General features: G+C 70.9%; 15 protein-coding genes, 6 tRNA genes and 1 riboswitch. Of the genes, 14 read left to right on the plus strand and 7 right to left on the minus strand.

The window, feature by feature from the left end; genetic code table 11:
• Positions 1–59 precede the first annotated feature (59 nt).
• The 3 genes from ACFV9D_RS10535 to hrpA form a co-directional block, all read right to left on the minus strand.
• Complete coding sequence (locus ACFV9D_RS10535; protein WP_385143786.1) at positions 60–257, minus strand: DUF6274 family protein; 198 nt, start codon at positions 255–257, stop codon at positions 60–62.
• A gap of 127 nt (positions 258–384) precedes the next feature.
• Positions 385–458: transfer RNA gene (locus tag ACFV9D_RS10540), tRNA-Asp, on the minus strand.
• An 88-nt stretch (positions 459–546) separates the two neighbouring features.
• A complete protein-coding gene (hrpA, locus tag ACFV9D_RS10545) occupies positions 547–4,485 on the minus strand; it encodes an ATP-dependent RNA helicase HrpA (protein ID WP_385143788.1) in 3,939 nt (1,312 codons plus the stop codon).
• Between the two features lie 100 nt (positions 4,486–4,585).
• Here hrpA and ACFV9D_RS10550 point away from each other — a divergent pair, with 100 nt between their 5' ends.
• Genes ACFV9D_RS10550 through ACFV9D_RS10560 form a run of 3 tightly spaced genes read left to right on the plus strand, consistent with a single transcriptional unit; the run spans position 4,586 to position 6,586 of the window.
• Positions 4,586–4,960 carry a hypothetical protein gene (locus tag ACFV9D_RS10550; RefSeq protein ID WP_385143790.1) on the plus strand — a complete coding sequence of 125 codons (375 nt, stop codon included), beginning with the start codon at positions 4,586–4,588 and terminating at the stop codon, positions 4,958–4,960.
• Between the two features lie 58 nt (positions 4,961–5,018).
• A complete protein-coding gene (locus ACFV9D_RS10555; protein ID WP_385143792.1) occupies positions 5,019–5,759 on the plus strand; it encodes a DsbA family protein in 741 nt (246 codons plus the stop codon).
• Positions 5,756–6,586: a cytochrome c biogenesis CcdA family protein gene (locus ACFV9D_RS10560; RefSeq protein WP_385143794.1), complete on the plus strand. Its 831-nt coding sequence runs from the start codon at positions 5,756–5,758 to the stop codon at positions 6,584–6,586. Before ACFV9D_RS10555 ends, ACFV9D_RS10560 begins: the two co-directional genes overlap by 4 nt.
• A 108-nt stretch (positions 6,587–6,694) precedes the next feature.
• On the opposite strand, the gene ACFV9D_RS10565 is transcribed toward ACFV9D_RS10560, so the two are convergent.
• The 3 genes from ACFV9D_RS10565 to ACFV9D_RS10575 all read right to left on the minus strand — a co-directional run bounded on the left by ACFV9D_RS10565 (position 6,695) and on the right by ACFV9D_RS10575 (position 6,976).
• Positions 6,695–6,768, minus strand: a tRNA-Phe gene (locus ACFV9D_RS10565).
• A 22-nt stretch (positions 6,769–6,790) separates the two neighbouring features.
• Positions 6,791–6,864: transfer RNA gene (locus ACFV9D_RS10570), tRNA-Asp, on the minus strand.
• Between the two features lie 39 nt (positions 6,865–6,903).
• Positions 6,904–6,976 (minus strand) — tRNA-Glu (locus tag ACFV9D_RS10575).
• 104 nt (positions 6,977–7,080) lie between these two features.
• On the opposite strand from ACFV9D_RS10575, the gene ACFV9D_RS10580 reads away from it, so the two are divergent.
• The 4 genes from ACFV9D_RS10580 to ACFV9D_RS10595 all read left to right on the plus strand — a co-directional run bounded on the left by ACFV9D_RS10580 (position 7,081) and on the right by ACFV9D_RS10595 (position 10,777).
• Positions 7,081–7,431, plus strand: a complete 351-nt coding sequence (locus ACFV9D_RS10580) for a metallopeptidase family protein (protein ID WP_260230806.1) — start codon at positions 7,081–7,083, stop codon at positions 7,429–7,431.
• Between the two features lie 199 nt (positions 7,432–7,630).
• On the plus strand, positions 7,631–8,152 hold the full coding sequence (locus tag ACFV9D_RS10585; RefSeq protein WP_385143796.1) for a hypothetical protein: 522 nt from the start codon (positions 7,631–7,633) through the stop codon (positions 8,150–8,152).
• Positions 8,153–8,352: 200 nt separating this feature from the next.
• Positions 8,353–10,581, plus strand: coding sequence for a DEAD/DEAH box helicase (locus ACFV9D_RS10590; RefSeq protein ID WP_385143798.1), 2,229 nt, complete (start codon positions 8,353–8,355; stop codon positions 10,579–10,581).
• A gap of 123 nt (positions 10,582–10,704) precedes the next feature.
• A tRNA-Lys gene (locus tag ACFV9D_RS10595) sits at positions 10,705–10,777 on the plus strand.
• 62 nt (positions 10,778–10,839) lie between these two features.
• Here ACFV9D_RS10595 and sigJ read toward each other — a convergent pair.
• A complete protein-coding gene (gene sigJ / locus ACFV9D_RS10600; RefSeq protein WP_385143800.1) occupies positions 10,840–11,712 on the minus strand; it encodes an RNA polymerase sigma factor SigJ in 873 nt (290 codons plus the stop codon).
• 229 nt (positions 11,713–11,941) lie between these two features.
• On the opposite strand from sigJ, the gene ACFV9D_RS10605 reads away from it, so the two are divergent.
• The 7 genes from ACFV9D_RS10605 (at position 11,942) to ACFV9D_RS10635 (ending at position 17,486) form a co-directional block, all read left to right on the plus strand.
• Entirely contained in the window at positions 11,942–12,421 is a 480-nt protein-coding gene (locus ACFV9D_RS10605) for a rhodanese-like domain-containing protein (protein ID WP_385143802.1), read from the plus strand.
• A gap of 74 nt (positions 12,422–12,495) precedes the next feature.
• Positions 12,496–12,569 (plus strand) — tRNA-Met (locus ACFV9D_RS10610).
• Between the two features lie 116 nt (positions 12,570–12,685).
• Positions 12,686–13,426 (plus strand): MerR family transcriptional regulator, encoded by a 741-nt coding sequence (locus tag ACFV9D_RS10615; protein WP_385143804.1) that lies wholly within the window; start codon positions 12,686–12,688, stop codon positions 13,424–13,426.
• 100 nt (positions 13,427–13,526) lie between these two features.
• Positions 13,527–13,892, plus strand: a complete 366-nt coding sequence (locus tag ACFV9D_RS10620; RefSeq protein WP_385143806.1) for a hypothetical protein — start codon at positions 13,527–13,529, stop codon at positions 13,890–13,892.
• Between the two features lie 58 nt (positions 13,893–13,950).
• A complete protein-coding gene (locus ACFV9D_RS10625; protein WP_385143808.1) occupies positions 13,951–14,967 on the plus strand; it encodes a PLP-dependent cysteine synthase family protein in 1,017 nt (338 codons plus the stop codon).
• Positions 14,964–16,190, plus strand: coding sequence for an MFS transporter (locus ACFV9D_RS10630; protein ID WP_385143810.1), 1,227 nt, complete (start codon positions 14,964–14,966; stop codon positions 16,188–16,190). The genes ACFV9D_RS10625 and ACFV9D_RS10630 overlap by 4 nt, the downstream gene beginning before the upstream one ends.
• Positions 16,191–16,319: 129 nt before the next feature.
• Positions 16,320–17,486: a PP2C family protein-serine/threonine phosphatase gene (locus tag ACFV9D_RS10635; RefSeq protein WP_385143812.1), complete on the plus strand. Its 1,167-nt coding sequence runs from the start codon at positions 16,320–16,322 to the stop codon at positions 17,484–17,486.
• A 211-nt stretch (positions 17,487–17,697) separates the two neighbouring features.
• Positions 17,698–17,845: riboswitch (cyclic di-AMP (ydaO/yuaA leader) on the plus strand.
• Positions 17,846–17,850 lie beyond the last annotated feature (5 nt).

Here is a 17,850-nt window from a genome sequence, read left to right on the forward strand (position 1 = left end):
GCGAAGCCTTGCCAAAGAACAGCCTCCCACTCCCCGGACGCGGCTCAACCCGCCGTTGGTCATGGGTCGGTGGGACTTTCGTCCTCGGTGCGCTCCAGCTCGATGGCGAGCGCCAGGAGGCGGTGGCAGACCGAACACTGCCGGGTGACGTGCCCGCAGCGGGACGCGGCCGCCAGATGGGCGCGCAGCAGTGCGCGTATCTCGTGTCTCGACTCACGTGCCGGTCTTGCTGGTCGTGCTGCGGACGCCGCGGCCATGCGCGACCACCTCCGGTGTGGGCCCCCGATTCCCTGATGTCTGGGTACCGGCGGCCGGCGGGCGGCGTCAATACACGGGAACGCAACGAAGAAGGCCCGCACCGATCGGTGCGGGCCTTCTCTGAAGCGATCCTGACGGGACTTGAACCCGCGACCTCCACCTTGACAGGGTGGCGAGCTAACCAACTGCTCCACAGGACCTTGCTCGCAGCGCCCTGCGAGGGGCTGCGAGGAAGACTGTACAGCAGGTCAGAGGGTCAGGTCGAACCGACGCAAGGCGACACCCCCATCAGGGGGCCAGGGCGTCGATCGCCTTCACGATCCGCTTGTCCGAGACGGGGTACGCCGTGCCCAGCGCGTGCGCGAAATAGCTGACCCGGAGCTCCTCGATCATCCAGCGGATGTCGGTGACCTCCTTCGGCACCGGACGCCCCTTCGGGAGCTGTTCGAGCAGCCAGGCGTACTCGTCCTGCATCTCGTGGACCTTGTCCATACGGGTGGTGTCCCGCTGGACGCCCGTCGGCATCTGCTGCAGCCGCCGGTCCACCGCCACCAAATAGCGCATCAGGTCCGGCAGCCGCCGCAGCCCGGTCTTCGTCACGAAGCCGGCCGGCATCAGCCACGCCAGCTGCTCGCGCACGTCCGCCAGGTTGTTGATCAGGGCCAGGCTGTTCGTGGCCTTCAGGCGCCGCTCGCAGGCCTGCCAGGCCGCCAGGATCTGCTGGACCTGGCCCACCGTGCGGACGGTCGTGTCGACGAGGTCGGCGCGGACCTTGTCGTACAGCTTCCGGAACGACTCCTCGTCCCAGACCGGCCCGCCGTGGTCCGCGATCAGCTTGTCCGCCGCGGCGGTCGCGCAGTCGTCGAAGAGCGCCTGGATCGAGCCGTGCGGATTACGGGACAGCGCCAGCTTCTGCTGGTTGGTCAGCTTGTCCGAGGCGAACTTCGCCGGGTTCACCGGGATGTTCAGCAGGATCAGCTTCCGCGTGCCCTGCCACATCGCCTGCGCCTGCTCGGCCTCCGTGTCGAAGAGCCGTACGGAGACGGTGTCGCCGGCGTCCACGAGCGCGGGGAACGCCTTGACCGGCTGGCCGGCCCGACGGGTCTCGAAGACCTTCGTGAGCGTGCCGATCGTCCACTCCGTGAGGCCTGTGCGCTCCAGAGACTGCCCGGAGCCGTCCGGGCCCGTCGTGGCCGCTGCGGCGGCCTTGGAGAGGGCCTGGCGGGCCTTGGGGCGCAGCTTCAGCTTCAGCGCCTCCAGGTCCTTGTCCTCGGCGAGCTTGCGGCGCCGCTCGTCGACGATCCGGAAGGTGATCTTCAGATGGTCGGGGATCCGGGACAGGTCGAAGTCGTCCGGCGAGACCGGGACCCCGCCCATGCGGTGCAGCTCACGGGCGAGCGTGACCGGCAGCGGCTCCTGCCGGGGGACGGCCGAGTCCAGGAAGCGGGTCGCGAAGTTCGGCGCCGGCACGTAGTTGCGGCGGATCGGCTTCGGGAGCGAGCGGATCAGCTCGGTGACGACCTCTTCGCGCAGACCGGGGATCTGCCAGTCGAAGCCCTCGTCCGTGACCTGGTTCAGGACCTGGAGCGGGACGTGGACGGTGACGCCGTCGGCGTCCGCGCCCGGCTCGAACTGGTACGTCACCCGGAACTTCAGCGCCCCCTGCCGCCAGGAGTCCGGATAGTCGTCCTTGGTGACCCCGGCGGCCTTCTCATTGATGAGCATCTCGCGCTCGAAGTCGAGGAACTCCGGTTCCTCACGGCGCTTGTGCTTCCACCAGGAGTCGAAGTGCGCGCCCGACACGACGTGTTCGGGCACCCGCTTGTCGTAGAAGTCGAAGAGCGTCTCGTCGTCGACGAGGATGTCCCGGCGCCGGGCACGGTGCTCCAGCTCCTCGACCTCGGTGAGGAGCTTCCTGTTGTCGGCGAAGAACTTGTGGTGCGTGCGCCAGTCGCCCTCGACGAGCGCGTTGCGGATGAACAGGTCACGGGAGGCCTCGGGGTCGATCCGCCCGTAGTTCACCTTGCGGTCGGTGACGATCGGCACGCCGTAGAGCGTGACCTTCTCGATCGCCATGACGGCCGCCTGGTCCTTCTCCCAGTGCGGCTCGCTGTACGTCTTCTTGATCAGGTGCTGCGCGAGCGGCTCGATCCACTCCGGCTCGATCTTCGCGTTGACCCGGGCCCACAGCCGCGAGGTCTCCACCAGCTCGGCGGACATGATGAAGCGCGGGGGCTTCTTGAAGAGCGCCGAGCCCGGGAAGACCGCGAACTTGGCGCTGCGGGCGCCCAGGTACTCGTTCTTGGCGCCCTCCTTCACGTCCTTCATGCCGATGTGCGAGAGCAGACCGGCGAGGAGGGACGTGTGCACCGACTGCTCCGGCGCGTCCTCCTCGTTGAGGTGGATCCCCATCTGCTTGGCGACCGTGCGCAGCTGCGCGTAGATGTCCTGCCACTCGCGGATGCGCAGGAAGTTCAGGTACTCCTGCTTGCACATCCGGCGGAAGGAGCTGGACCCACGCTCCTTCTGCTGCTCGCGGATGTAACGCCAGAGGTTGAGGAAGGCGAGGAAGTCGCTCGTCTCGTCCTTGAAGCGGGCGTGCTGCTGGTCGGCCTGGGCCTGCTTCTCGGCGGGGCGCTCGCGCGGGTCCTGGATGGAGAGCGCGGCGGCGATCACCATGACTTCCCGTACACAGCCGTTCTTGTCGGCCTCCAGGACCATCCGGGCCAGGCGCGGGTCGACGGGGAGCTGGGACAGCTTCCGGCCCTGCTCCGTCAGCCGCTTCTTCGGATCCTTCTCCGCCGGGTTCAGCGCGCCGAGCTCCTGGAGGAGCTGCACGCCGTCGCGGATGTTGCGGTGGTCCGGCGGGTCGATGAAGGGGAACTTCTCGATCTCGCCGAGGCCGGCCGCGGTCATCTGCAGGATGACGGAGGCCAGGTTCGTCCGGAGGATCTCGGCGTCCGTGAACTCCGGCCGTCCGAGGAAGTCGTCCTCGGAGTAGAGCCGGATGCAGATGCCGTCGGACGTACGGCCGCAGCGGCCCTTGCGCTGGTTGGCGCTGGCCTGGCTGACGGGCTCGATCGGGAGGCGCTGGACCTTGGTCCGGTGGGAGTAGCGGGAGATACGGGCGGTGCCCGGATCGATCACGTACTTGATGCCGGGGACGGTCAGCGAGGTCTCGGCCACGTTGGTGGCGAGGACGATCCGGCGGCCGGAGTGCGCCTGGAAGACGCGGTGCTGCTCGGCGTGGCTCAGGCGCGCGTAGAGGGGGAGGACCTCGGTGCTGCGGAGCTGCTTCTTCAGCAGCGCGTCGGCGGTGTCGCGGATCTCCCGCTCGCCGGAGAGGAAGACGAGGATGTCGCCGGGGCCCTCGGACTGGAGCTCGTCGACGGCGTCGCAGATCGCGGTGATCTGGTCCCGGTCGGCCTCTTCGGAGTCCTCTTCGAGGAGAGGCCGGTAGCGGACCTCCACGGGGTACGTCCGTCCGCTGACCTCGACGATCGGCGCCTCGCCGAAGTGGCGGGAGAAGCGCTCGGGGTCGATGGTCGCGGAGGTGATGACGACCTTGAGGTCGGGGCGCTTGGGCAGCAGCTGGGCCAGATAGCCGAGCAGGAAGTCGATGTTGAGGGACCGCTCGTGGGCCTCGTCGATGATGATCGTGTCGTAGGCGCGCAGCTCGCGGTCCGTCTGGATCTCGGCGAGCAGGATGCCGTCGGTCATCAGCTTCACGAAGGTCGCGTCGGGGTTCACCTGGTCGGTGAAGCGGACCTTCCAGCCGACCGCCTCGCCGAGAGGCGTCTTCAGCTCGTCCGCGACGCGCTCGGCGACCGTACGGGCGGCGAGCCGGCGCGGCTGCGTATGGCCGATCATGCCGCGGACGCCCCGGCCGAGCTCCAGACAGATCTTGGGGATCTGCGTGGTCTTTCCGGAGCCCGTCTCACCGGCGACGATCACGACCTGGTGGTCGCGTATCGCCTCCAGGATCGTGTCCTTCTTCTGTGAGACGGGCAGCTGCTCGGGGTACGTGACCGCGGGCACGCGGGCGGCGCGCCCGTCGACGCGCTCCTTGGCCTTGCCGGCCTCGGCGGCGATCTCGTCCAGGACGGCCTCACGGGCCTCGGGCTTGCGGATGCGGCGGGCGCCCTCGAGACGGCGGCCGAGCCGGTGGGCGTCCCGCAGCGAGACCTCGGCCAGGACGGACTGGAGGGCGGCGAAGGAAGTAGACATACGGAATCCAGGATCGCACCCCGGGCCGAGAACGGGCGAACCGATTTCCGTGGGGTGCGGCCCGTAATATTTCGGGCACGTCGAGCTGAGAGGTACCCGTATGTCCCGCACCGTCCGCGCGCTCGCGGCGCTCGCCGCGCTGGTGGGTGTGGTGCTCGGGGTCCTGGTGTGCGGTGCGAGCACGGCGTTGGCGGTGTCGTCGGTGACATCGGTGTCGTCGGTGTCGTTCCCCGAGGTCGTGGGGAGCCCTTCGCCCGGCTGCGGCCAGGGGCATCTGCGGGAAGAGGGTGCGGCAGGACCGGTCGTACCGCCCCGGGCGAATGGTTTCGGCGAGCTGCTGCCGGCCCTGGCGGGCGAGCGCACGGCCTGCGGGGACGGGGGCGCGGCCGTCGACGTACCGGACCTGGTGCCCGGCCCGGAGCCGCCGGAGCTCGTACCGCCGTCACCCGTGGAGCTCTCGATCCTGCGCGTCTAGAGGGCGGACCACCGTCGTCGTCCGTCCCCTCTCTCGCACTGTTCAGGAGCGTTTCCGCATGTCCAAGTCCAAGCCGATCGTGATCGTCTCCGGGGTGGCCCTCGCCGCCGCGCTGCTCGGAGTCGTCTCGTACACCGCGACCAAGCCCGCGTCCGGGAGCGGGTCGGGAGCGTCGCCGGTCGCCGAGGTCACCGCCGACCCGAGCAACGGCATCTACCCCGAGCTGGAGGCGTACGCCCGCCGCGACGCCGCCGACAAGCTGGCCATGGGGCGGGCCGACGCGCCCGTCGTGCTGATCGAGTACGCCGACTTCAAGTGCGGCTACTGCGGGAAGTTCGCCCGGGACACCGAGCCCGAGCTGGTGAAGAAGTACGTCGAGAACGGCACCCTGCGCATCGAGTGGCGGAACTTCCCGATCTTCGGCGAGGAGTCGGAGGCGGCGGCCCGGGCGTCGTGGGCGGCGGGGCAGCAGGGCCGGTTCTGGGAGTTCCACAAGGCGGCGTACGCCGAGGGCGCGAAGGAGAAGGGCTTCGGCACCGAGCGGCTGACCGCACTCGCGAAGGAGGCGGGCGTCCCCGACCTCGCGCGGTTCGCGAAGGACACGGACGGCGCGGCGGCCCGGGCGGCGGTGAGCAAGGACCAGGAGCAGGGGTACTCGCTGGGCGCGACCTCGACCCCGTCGTTCCTGGTCAACGGGCGACCGATCGCGGGCGCGCAGCCGATGGAGACCTTCACGGAGGCGATCGACGCGGCCGCGAAGGCGGCGAAGGCGGCGGAGTCGGCGAAGGCCGGGCGATGACCTCCGACATCGGATATCTGGCCGCCTTCCTCGGCGGCCTCCTCGCCCTGCTCAGCCCGTGCAGCGCCCTGCTGCTCCCGGCCTTCTTCGCGTACTCGATCGACTCGACGAGCCGGCTCCTGGCCCGTACCGGAATCTTCTACGCCGGTCTGGCCACCACCCTCGTCCCGCTCGGCGCGGCCGGGTCGTACGCCGGGCGGCTGTTCTACGGCCACCGGGACCTGCTGGTGGCGCTCGGAGGCTGGACGATCATCGTGCTCGGCGCGCTCCAGATCCTCGGGATGGGCTTCGCCTCCCGCCGGATCGCCGAGGTCAGCGGCCGGATCCGCCCCACGACGGCGGTCTCCGTGTACGCCCTCGGCCTGGTCTACGGCCTCGCCGGTTTCTGCGCGGGCCCGATCCTCGGCAGCGTCCTGACGGTGGCGGCGCTGAGCGGCAGCCCGGCCTACGGCGGGCTGCTCCTCGCGGTGTACGCGCTGGGAATGGCGGTGCCGCTGTTCCTGCTCGCGCTGCTCTGGGAGCGGTACGAGCTCGGCCGGCGGCGCTGGCTGCGCGGCCGGACGATCCGGGCCGGCCGCTTCGAACTGCACACGACCTCGCTGCTGTCCGGGCTGTTCTTCGTCGTGCTCGGCACGCTCTTCCTGGTCTTCGACGGCACGACCGCGCTGCCCGGGCTCCTGTCCGTGGACGATTCCTTCGCGGTGGAGGAGCGGGTGGCGTCGCTGAGCCGGTCGGTGCCGGACTGGGCGCTGCTGGTGGGGGTCGTCGCCGTGGTGGCGGTGGTGCTCGCGGTCCGGGGTTGGCGGGGCCGGCGCCGCGCGGCCTGATCCGAGGAGTGGGGGTGCCCGGTTCGGCCGACCGGGTGCCCCTGGCTCCCCGTACAGGGATGGAGACACGAAGAAGGCCCCGTTCTTTCGAACGGGGCCTTCTGTTTGTGGCTGGGGCCGGGGTCGAACCGGCGACCTATCGCTTTTCAGGCGATCGCTCGTACCAACTGAGCTACCCAGCCACGAGATCATTTCTGACCTCAGCGATCCTGACGGGACTTGAACCCGCGACCTCCACCTTGACAGGGTGGCGAGCTAACCAACTGCTCCACAGGACCATGCAATGTGCGAGCACTAGTCTCGCACATGGTTAAGCGTGCCCCCAACGGGATTCGAACCCGTGCTACCGCCTTGAAAGGGCGGCGTCCTGGGCCACTAGACGATGAGGGCTAAGGGCCCACCTGGGCGCTTCTCAGCGCGTCGGGGACGTGAGAAGCATATGGGATGCCAGCCGGTATCGCCAAAACGGTTTCCCCTGGGGCGACAATGGGCGGGTGCTGGAGATGACGCGCGAGGAGTTCGAGGAGCTTGTCGCCGAGGCCTTGGACCGGATCCCGCCGGAACTGACGCGGCTGATGGACAACGTCGCGGTGTTCGTCGAGGACGAGCCCGCGCCCGACGACCCCGAGCTGCTCGGTCTGTACGAGGGGACTCCGCTGACGGACCGGGGCGAGTGGTACGCGGGGGTGCTGCCGGACCGGATCACGATCTACCGGGGGCCGACCCTGCGGATGTGCGAGTCGCGCGAGGACGTGGTCGCGGAGACGGAGATCACCGTCGTGCACGAGATCGCCCACCACTTCGGCATCGACGACGAGCGGCTGCACGCGCTCGGATACGGGTGAGGGCCGATCGCCGGTAGGCGGTTGCGGCGCGGGCGTGTCCCTCGTGGGGCAAAGGGAGTTGGGCAGCGAAACGCGTTCCCTTCCCGGCTTTCCCGCCCCTTGTGTCCTGGAGGTGCCCTCCGTGCGCCCTTTGCCCACCCGTGTGAGATGGGCCGCCGCCGCGTTGGCGGTCGCCGCCTGTGCCGGTCTGAGCGGCTGTATGAGTGTGAGTGACGAGGGCGCGAAGCCGGCGCCCAGCAAGTCCGCGGGGAAGCAGGGCGTGGCGGCCGAATCGGACGGCGGGGTCGGGGTGTCGGGCCGGCACGGCGGGACCGCCGGGGGCTCGGCCGACAGGAGCGGGCCGGACGCGGACGGCGCCGGCTCGGCGTCGCCGGTGCCCAGCGGCTCCCCGTCGCCCTCCGGGAAGCCTCCGGTGGAAGCTCCGGCGGGTCCGGGGAAGAAGCCGAAGCCTGGCCATGAGCCCGGTGGAACGGGTGGGGCCGGTGGGCCCAGCGCGCCGGGTGGGGAGGCCACTCCGCCGGTCGATCCGCCGGAGCCCAGCCCGACCCCGGAGCCGGAGCCGAGCCCGACCCCGGAGCCGACCCCCGAGCCGACCGACAAGCCGACCGAGCAGCCGACCTCGACGCCGGGCGCGGACACCCACATGGGTGCGATGAAGGCGGCGGACGGGCCGGGCGGGCAGGCGGAGCCGGAGGCATCGCCGCAGGTCGGGCCGGTGTGACGGAGTCCGGTTTGCCATAGGTGGGGGAGGGTGCGTATGGTGGTAGATCGTTTGATCCCATTGCCCGGCGCCGACACAGAAGAGCGCCGCGTGGCGCGTACTCTCCCTAGCCGTGGCTGGACCGCATTGAGGCGGTCGATTTGCGAATTTCACGGAGTTGACGGGCGCGTGCCGAGACTCCGGAAGGTTTCGCATTTCGCATGTCCATTTTCAGTTCTGACCACGCCGTCATGCCCGAGAACGACGAGATCGTCGAGGCCGTAGAGGCCACCGAGATCGTCGAGACCGAGGCGTCCGACGTCACCGAGGCCGCCGAGGCCGAGTTCTCCGAGCCCACCATCACCTTCGCCGACCTGGGCCTGCCCGAGGGCGTCGTGCGCAAGCTCGCGCAGAACGGTGTGACCACCCCCTTCCCGATCCAGGCGGCGACCATCCCGGACGCCCTGGCCGGCAAGGACATCCTCGGCCGCGGCCGTACCGGCTCCGGCAAGACCCTCTCCTTCGGTCTGCCGACCCTGGCCCAGCTGGCCGGCGGCCACACCGAGAAGAAGAAGCCCCGCGCGGTCATCCTCACCCCGACCCGTGAGCTCGCGATGCAGGTCGCGGACGCCCTCCAGCCGTACGGCGACGTGCTCGGCCTGAAGATCAAGGTCGTCTGCGGCGGTACGTCCATGGGCAACCAGATCTACGCCCTGGAGCGCGGCGTCGACATCCTCGTCGCCACCCCGGGCCGTCTGCGCGACATCATCAACCGTGGCGCCTGCTCCCTGGAGAACGTCCAGGTCGCCGTCCTCGACGAGGCCGACCAGATGTCCGACCTGGGCTTCCTGCCCGAGGTCACCGAGCTGCTCGACCAGGTCCCCGAGGGCGGCCAGCGCATGCTCTTCTCCGCCACCATGGAGAACGAGATCGGCACGCTGGTCAAGCGCTACCTGAACAACCCGGTCAGCCACGAGGTCGACAGCGCCCAGGGCAACGTCACGACCATGACGCACCACGTCCTCGTCGTGAAGCCGAAGGACAAGGCGCCGGTCACGGCCGCCATCGCCGCCCGCAAGGGCCGCACGATCATCTTCGTCCGCACCCAGCTGGGCGCCGACCGCATCGCCGAGCAGCTCGTCGAGGCCGGCGTGAAGGCCGACGCGCTGCACGGCGGCATGACGCAGGGTGCCCGTACCCGCGTGCTGGCCGACTTCAAGGACGGCTACGTCAACGCGCTGGTCGCCACCGACGTCGCCGCCCGCGGCATCCACGTCGACGGCATCGACCTGGTCCTGAACGTGGACCCGGCCGGTGACCACAAGGACTACCTGCACCGCTCGGGCCGTACCGCCCGCGCCGGCCGCTCCGGCGTCGTGGTCTCCCTCGCCCTCCCGCACCAGCGCCGTCAGATCTTCCGTCTGATGGAGGACGCGGGCGTCGACGCCTCGCGTCACATCGTGGGCGGCGCGGGCGCGTTCGACCCGGAGGTCGCCGAGATCACCGGTGCGCGTTCGCTGACCGAGGTCCAGGCCGACTCCGCGAACAACGCCGCCAAGCAGGCCGAGCGTGAGGTCGCCGACCTCACCAAGCAGCTGGAGCGTCTGACCCGCCGCGCCGCCGAGCTCCGCGAGGAGGCCGACCGCCTGGTCGCCCGTTCCGCGCGCGAGCGGGGCGAGGACCCGGAGGCTGCGGTCGCCGAGGTGACGGAGGCCGCCGAGGCCGAGGTCGCCGCGGCCGTGGTGGCGTCCGAGCCGGTGCGCGAGGAGCGCCGCGAGGAGCGCCCGGCGTTCCGCGACGAGCGGGGCAACTACGAGCGCCGTGACCGTGGCGGCGACCGCGGTGGCTTCCGTCGCGACGACCGTGGTGGCGACCGTGGTGGCTTCCGCCGCGACGACCGCCGTGACGACCGCGGTGGCCGTTCCTTCGAGCGCCGTGACAACGACCGTCCGTCGGGTGGCTTCCGCCGCGACAACGACCGTCCCTCCGGCGGTTTCCGTCGCGACGACCGTCCGTCGGGTGGCTTCAACCGTGACGACCGTGGCGGCCGTTCCTTCAATCGCGACGACCGCCCGTCCGGTGGCTTCCGCCGCGACAACGAGCGTCGTGACAACGACCGTGGTGGCTTCCGCCGTGACGACCGCCCCTCGGGTGGCTTCAACCGTGACGACCGTGGCGGCTTCCGTCGCGACGACCGTCGTGACAACGACCGTCCGTCCGGTGGCTTCCGTCGCGACGACCGCCCCACCGGCGGCCACCGTGGCAGCGACCGCCCGTTCAACCGCGACCGTCGCGACGACCGCCCCTCGGGCGGCTTCCGCTCCGGTGGCAGCGACCGCCCGTACGGCCGTCGTGACGACCACCGCGGCGGCGACCACCGCGGCACCGGCTCGACCGGCGGCTCCTTCGGCCGCCGCGACGACAAGCCGCGCTGGAAGCGCAACGGCTGACACCGTGTGAGCTGACACGGAAGGGCCCGTACGACACGTGAGTGCCGTACGGGCCCTTCCTCGTGTCGGATACCCGATCGGTTCCGGGGATCTATGCGGCTATGCTCGGGGGTGATGTGCCGAGGGCCGTTAGCTCAATTGGCAGAGCAGCGGACTTTTAATCCGTTGGTTGTGGGTTCGAGTCCCACACGGCCTACCTCGGGCGAAGCGCCCCACCCGGTTGCGACCGGGCGGGGCGCTTCGTCGTTCGACGGGGCCTCAGAGGCCCAGGGCCGCCAGGCGCTCCGGGTCCGCGATGATCTGGATCTCCACGATGCGGTCGTCCACGATCGTGAAGGCCATGAGCCCGGCCGCCCGGCCGTCCACGAAGGAGACGATGCCCGCGGCGCCGTTGACCTCGACCGTCCGGTACTCGCGCCGGAAGCGGGCGAAGGTGAGCGCCTGGTTGACGACCGCCTCGGCGCCGCGGACCAGCTTCGAGGCGGCCGCGAGCGCCTTGCCGCCGTCCGCCCGCAGGACCACGTCCGGGTCGAGGACCGCGAGCAGCCCCTCGAAGTCACCGCCTTGGGAGGCCGCCATGAACGCGTCGACGACCTGGCGCTGCCGGGTGAGGTCCGGGGCGGGCGCCGGGGCCGCGCCCTGGACGCGGCGGCGGGCGCGGCTGGCGAGCTGACGGGTCGCGGCCGGCGTGCGGTCCACGATCGGGGCGATCTCGTCGAAGGAGACGGCGAACATGTCGTGCAGGACGAACGCCAGCCGCTCGGCCGGCCCCAGCGTCTCCAGGACGACGAGCAGCGCCAGGCCCACCGAGTCGGTGAGCAGCGCCTCCTCCTCCGGGTCGCGGGTGCCCTCCGCGCTGCGGACCAGCGGGTCGGGGACGTAGTACTCCAGCGGGTCCTCCCGGCGGGAGGCGCGCGAACGCAGCATGTCCAGGCAGACCCGTCCGACGACCGTCGTCAGCCAGCCGCTGAGGTTCTGCACCTCGCTGACGTCGGACCGGTTGAGCTTGAGCCACGCTTCCTGGACGGCGTCCTCGGCCTCGCTCAGCGAGCCCAGCATCCGGTAGGCGACCGCCTTCAGATGGGTGCGGTCGGCCTGGAAGCGCTCGGCCAGGAGGTCCTTCTCGTCCATCGGTGTCTCCCTCGTTGATGCCCGTCATCGTGATGACGGATGACGCCTGCGACATGTGACGGCTTCGCGGCGCTGAGGGCCGCTACGGGCCCCTTCCCGGGCTCCGGGGCGTCCGGTGCGTGAGATCCCTGCCGCCCCCCGCCGAACGCCCGGATTTCCCCGGCTGATCGGCATCGGCGCCGGGATTTGCCACTTCAGCGCCGTGATCTTCGACCGTAGATTTTCATGCATGACGACAACCGCGCAGGTCAACGCCGTACTTCGTACCCCGCCCGCCTCGCCGGCCGCCGCGGCCGCCTACTTCTCCGCCAGCCTCGCCTTCCACGCCGATGTCTCCGATGTCGCGAGCGCCCTCGCCGCCGACGGCGAGCCCGGCTTCGTGGTCCTCGACTCCCGCTCCACCGCGTCCTGGGACCAGGGCCACGTCCCCGGCGCGATCCACCTGCCGACCGCGCTCATCGCCGAGCAGGCCGAGCAGCTGCTCGACAAGTCCGTGCCGGTGGTCACGTACTGCTGGGGCCCCGGCTGCAACGGCGCCACGCGTGCCGCGCTCGCCCTGGCCCAGCTGGGCTACCAGGTGAAGGAGATGCTCGGGGGCTTCGAGTACTGGGTCCGCGAGGGCTTCCCGTACGAGACCTGGGAGGGCCCCGAGAAGAAGGACGCGGACCCGCTGACGGCGCCGGTCGACGCCGAGGACTGCGGCTGCTGAAACCGTTGCCGTGACCGTCGCCGCAAAAGGGATTAGGGGATCGGCGCCCCATGCCGTAAGGTCATATTCACCGACGCGGGGTGGAGCAGCTCGGTAGCTCGCTGGGCTCATAACCCAGAGGTCGCAGGTTCAAATCCTGTCCCCGCTACTCAGTAGCAACGAAGGCCCGGATCCAGTCACTGGATCCGGGCCTTCGTCGTGTTCCCGTGTCCCCGTCTCGCGCCGCTTGACCTTTACGCAACGTCAAGATTTAGCGTTTTCCCCATGGAGTGGTCGATCCAGGAGATCGCCAAGAAGGCCGGCACCACCAGCCGCACCCTCCGGCACTACGGAGAGCGCGGACTGCTGGAGCCCAGCCGGATCGGCGCCAACGGTTACCGGTACTACGACCAGGCGGCGCTCGTGCGACTGCAGCGCATCCTGCTGCTGCGCGAGCTGGGGCTCTCCCTGCCCGCGATCGCCGAGGTCCTGGAAGGTCAGCGGGACTCGTCCGCCGCCCTGCGCACCCACCTCCTCCTGCTGGAACAGGAGCGGGAGCGGATCGGGCGACAGATCGAGGCCGTGCGGACCACTCTCCACAAGACGGAGAACGGAGAAGAGCTCATGGCGGAAGAAGTGTTCGACGGATTCGATCACACGCAGTACGAGGAGGAGGTCACCGAGCGCTGGGGCCGCGACGCGTACGAGAAGGGCGACCGCTGGTGGCGCTCGCTCAGCGCCGAGCAGAAGCAGGCGTTCATGGACGAGCAGGCCGGCATCGCCCGCGACTTCGGACAGGCGGCGCGGGACGGGCTCGCCGCCGACGGCGACGAGGTCCAGGCCATCGCGCGGCGCCACGTCGCGTGGCTGTCGACCACCACGACGCCGACGAAGGAGTACGTGATCGGACTCGGCCGGATGTACGTCGACGACCCGCGCTTCGGCGCCAACTACGACCAGCACAGCGAGGGCACCGCCCTCCTCGTCCGGGACGCGCTGGAGGTCTACGCGGAGCGGAACATGTAGCGGTTCGACCGTAGGTAAACGGTGGCCAAAACCGCGCCCGGCGCTTTGCGGGCGTGCGCTGCCGCACCGTAATGTCACGCGCACCATGAGTGACGGAGCGGTGACTGACGTACGACGGCGGGCGCCCGCCGTCCTCGTCCTGCTCGCGCTCCTCGCCCTGCTGGTGAGCGTCTGCCACGGGTCGCACGGACACCATGTGCCGCCCCTGCCCGCCGACACGACGACCGTCTCCGCCCCCGCGCTGCCGCACGGCTGCGAGCGGCCGGGCGAGGCATGGTCCTTCGACGCCCATCTGCCCGCGCAGACCGCGCCGCAGTTCGCCGCGCCGGGCGCCGACGCGGCCGTCGACGTCGACCACGAAGAGGTCTTCCCCGCGGATCCGCACGCCCGCTGTGTGCGCGACCGGGCGGGACCCGGCCCCGAGCCGGGCCGTCTGCTGATCGCCCTCGGAGTGGACCGGAACTGAGCCGGATCGCACGACACGACCAGGCTCCCTTCCGCGTACCCACGTCAAGGACGTACCCATGAACGACCTGCTGTCCGTCGCCGCGCAGACCGTCGGCAACACCCCCGTGCTGTGGATGGACGACGGCTACTGGGCCAAACTCGAAGGCTTCAACTTCGGCGGCATCAAGGACCGTGCCGCCCTCTACATGGTCGAAGCGGCGCGCCGCCGCGGAGAGCTGCGGCCCGGCGCGCCCATCGTCGAATCGACCTCCGGCACGCTCGGCCTCGGCCTCGCGCTGGCCGGAGTGCTGCACGGCCACCCCGTCCATGTCGTCACCGACCCCGGTCTCGAACCGATCGTCGAGCGGATGCTCGTCGCCCACGGCGCCCGGGTCCACGTCGTGCCGGAGCCGAGCCCGCGGGGCGGCTGGCAGCAGGCGCGCATGGACCGGGTGGCGGAGCTTCTGACGAGCCTCGACGGGGCGTGGTGGCCGAACCAGTACGGCAACCCCGACAACCCCGAGGCGTACGGGGGACTCGCCGCCGAGCTCTCCGCGCAGCTCGACCGGATCGACGTCCTGGTCTGCGCGGTGGGGACCGGGGGGCACTCCGCCGGGATCTCCCGCGCGCTGCGGGCCACGTCCAGCCCCGCCCTGGAGCTGGTGGGCGTGGACAGCGTCCACTCCACCGTCTTCGGTCTCCCGGCCGGCGAACGGCTGATGCGCGGGCTCGGCTCCTCCATCCACCCCGGCAACGTCGACCACGCGGCCTTCGACGAGATCCACTGGGTCGGACCGGCGGACGCGGTCCGGGCCGCCCGGCGCCTGGCGTCGCGTCAGTTCGCCACGGGCGGCTGGAGCGTGGGCGCGGTCGCGCTGGTCGCCGGGTGGCTGGCCCGCACCCGGCCGCGCGGGACACGGATCGCGGCCGTCTTCCCGGACGGGCCGCAGCGGTACTTCGACACGGTCTTCAGCGACGAGTTCTGTGCGGCACACGGACTGCTCGACGCCCCGCCGCGCGAGGAGCCGGCGGCGTACGAGGGCGACGCGCAGGTCGACGGCTGGACCCGCCGGGTCCTGGAGCGGGTCCGATGAACGCCCGGGCCGAGGCCCCCGCCAAGGGCGGGATCTGGCGGCAGAGCCGTACCTTCGAACCGGCCGCGCGGCTGCTCTTCCTCAACCAGCTGACCATCAACCTCGGCTTCTACATGCTGATGCCGTATCTCGCCGCGCATCTCGCGGGTGACCGGGGCGCGGGCGGGCTGGGCATGGCGGCGTGGGCGGTCGGGCTGGTGCTCGGCGTACGGAACCTCTCCCAGCAGGGCATGTTCCTGGTCGGCGGGGCGCTCGCCGACCGGTTCGGCTTCAAGCCGCTGATCGTCGCCGGGTGCGCGCTGCGGACGGCGGGCTTCGGGGCGCTCGCGTTCGCCCAGTCGCTGCCGGTGCTGATCGCCGCATCGGTGGCGACGGGCCTGGCGGGGGCGCTGTTCAACCCGGCCGTGCGGGCGTACCTCGCGGCGGAGGCGGGGGAGCGGCGCGTGGAGGCGTTCGCGCTGTTCAACACGTACTACCAGGCCGGGATCCTGCTCGGGCCACTGGTCGGGGTGGCGCTGACCGGGGTGTCTTTCCGGCTGACGTGTGTGGTGGCGGCGGTGCTGTTCGCCCTCCTGACGCTGGTACAGCTGCGGCACCTTCCGGTACGGCTACGGGAGGAGGCCCCCGAGAGCGTCGAGGAGCGGGGCCAGTTCCGTACGGTGCTGACCAACCGCACGTTCTGGCTCTTCTCGCTCGCGATGACCGGCTCGTACGTCCTGTCCTTCCAGGTCTATCTGGCACTGCCGCTGGCGGCGGACGGCACGGCGGCCACGACCGCGCTGTTCGTGGTCTCCGCGCTCGTGGCGCTGGCGGGACAGCTGCGGATCACGGCGTGGTGCAAGCGCCGGCTGAGCCGGGAGCGGTGTCTGGTCCTGGGGCTCGTGCTGATGGGCGGGGCCTTCCTGCTGCCGGTGGCCGTGCCAGGGCTCGTGGGCCTGCTGCTGTGCGCGGCGGTCCTGGCGGTCGCGAACGCGGTGCTGTACCCGTACGAGATGGACACGGTCGTCGCGCTCTCGGGCGGGCGGTGGGTGGCCACGCACTACGGGCTCTACAACACCGTCTGCGGGGTCGGGATCACGCTCGGGAACCTGGGGACGGGCGTGCTGCTCGATGTCACGAGGTGGTCGGCGACGCCGTGGCTGGTGCTGTGCGGGGTCGGGCTGGGGTGTGCGGGCGCGGTCCGGGCCCTGGGCCGGTCCGGGCGGCTGGGCGCGGGCGGCTGACCGGCGGGGCGTACGGGGGTGTGTCCCCCACTCGGCGGAGCGGGGGTCGCCGCGCGGCGCGGCTCCCGCCACCCTGGGGAGGGCGCGGTACCGTCCGTCGCCGTGTACGGACCGGGCAGGAGAGCACAGGTGGGGCAGGGGCAGCGAGCGGCGCGCGGCGAGGGCAACGGGCGCCCGGGGCCGCGCGCCGAGCAGGCCCGTCGGTTCATCCGCGCCCTGCCCCCGCTCGTGATCCTCGGCGGTGTCGCCTTCGACCTCTCGACCCCGGCCTCGTACACGGCCTCCCCGATGTTCTCGGCCGCGCCGCTCATCGCGGCCCCGTTCTTCTCGATGCTGACGACGCTGGTCACCGGCATCGCCGCGATCCTGGCGAGCGTCGGTCTGCACGTGTACAACGGCACCGTCGCCGATATCCCGTCCCTCACCGAGACGTTGACCGTCGTCACCGTCTCCGCCCTCGCCCTGCTCATCAACAGGGTCGTCCGGCGCAGCGGCAAACGGCTCGCCTCGGCCCGGGTGATCGCGGAGACCGCCCAGAAGGCCGTGCTTCCGACGCCGGCCGAGCGGATCGGCGGGCTCCAGGTGGCGGCGCGGTACGAGGCGGCGCAGGCGGACGCGTTCATCGGCGGCGACCTGTTCGCCGTCCAGGACACGCCGTACGGGGTACGGCTGGTGGTCGGTGACGTCCGGGGCAAGGGGCTCGACGCGGTCGAGGCCGTCGCCGTCGTCATCGGCGCCTTCCGGGAGGCGGCCGAGCAGGAGGCGACCCTCGAGGGCGTCGCGCAGCGCCTGGAGCGGGCCCTGGCCCGGGAGGGCACGCGCCGCGACGGCCTGGACGCCTTCGAGGGGTTCACCACCGCCGTCCTGGCCGAGATCCCGCGCGGTGACGGTCGCGTACGGGTGGTGAACCGCGGTCATCCCGAGCCGCTGCTGCTGTACGTGGACGGGAGCCTGGGGCTCCTGGAGCCGAGCGAGCCGGCGCTGCCGCTGGGCATGGGCGAGCTGGCCGCCTGGCCGGACCGGGCCGACGAGAGCGCGTACCCGCCGGGGGCGACGCTGCTCCTCTACACGGACGGGCTCTCCGAGGCCCGCAATGCCGCGGGGGCCTTCTACGATCCCGCCGAGCGGCTCGCCGGGCGGATCTTCCCGGGGCCGGAGGAACTGCTCGACGCGATCGTGGACGACGTCCGCCGGTACACGGGCGGGGGGTCGACGGACGACATGGCGCTGCTCGCGGTGAGCCGTCCGGCGGCCGGGCAGCCGGAGCGGCGGCGGACGATGCCGGTGGTGCCGTGACGTTCCGTAGTGAAGAGGTACCGCTGCGATAACAATTGATACATCGTCAGTTTCTGGGGGTTCGGAAGGCGTTTGCTGAAGCGCGGTCAAATCGGGCTGTACCGGCTCAATCTCGGGAATGATCAACCGGAACAGCTTGGAATCCGGCCCTCCTGTCTATTAACGTTCGATAACGCAGCGCGGTCGTCCCAGCCGTCGCAAGAGACGGCACCGTGCGCACGCGCCGAATCCTGAAAAGGAACCGGGGAACCACCACTTGGGGTGAATCGGGCACTTTCGCACCCGTGCGACAGCGCCCGTAGGAGACCTTCCTGCTCCGAACCCGTCAGCTAACCCGGTAGGCGAGAAGGAAGGAAAGGAGTAC

Source organism: Streptomyces sp. NPDC059875 (genome assembly GCF_042731085.1).
Taxonomy (GTDB): Bacteria; Actinomycetota; Actinomycetes; order Streptomycetales; family Streptomycetaceae; genus Streptomyces.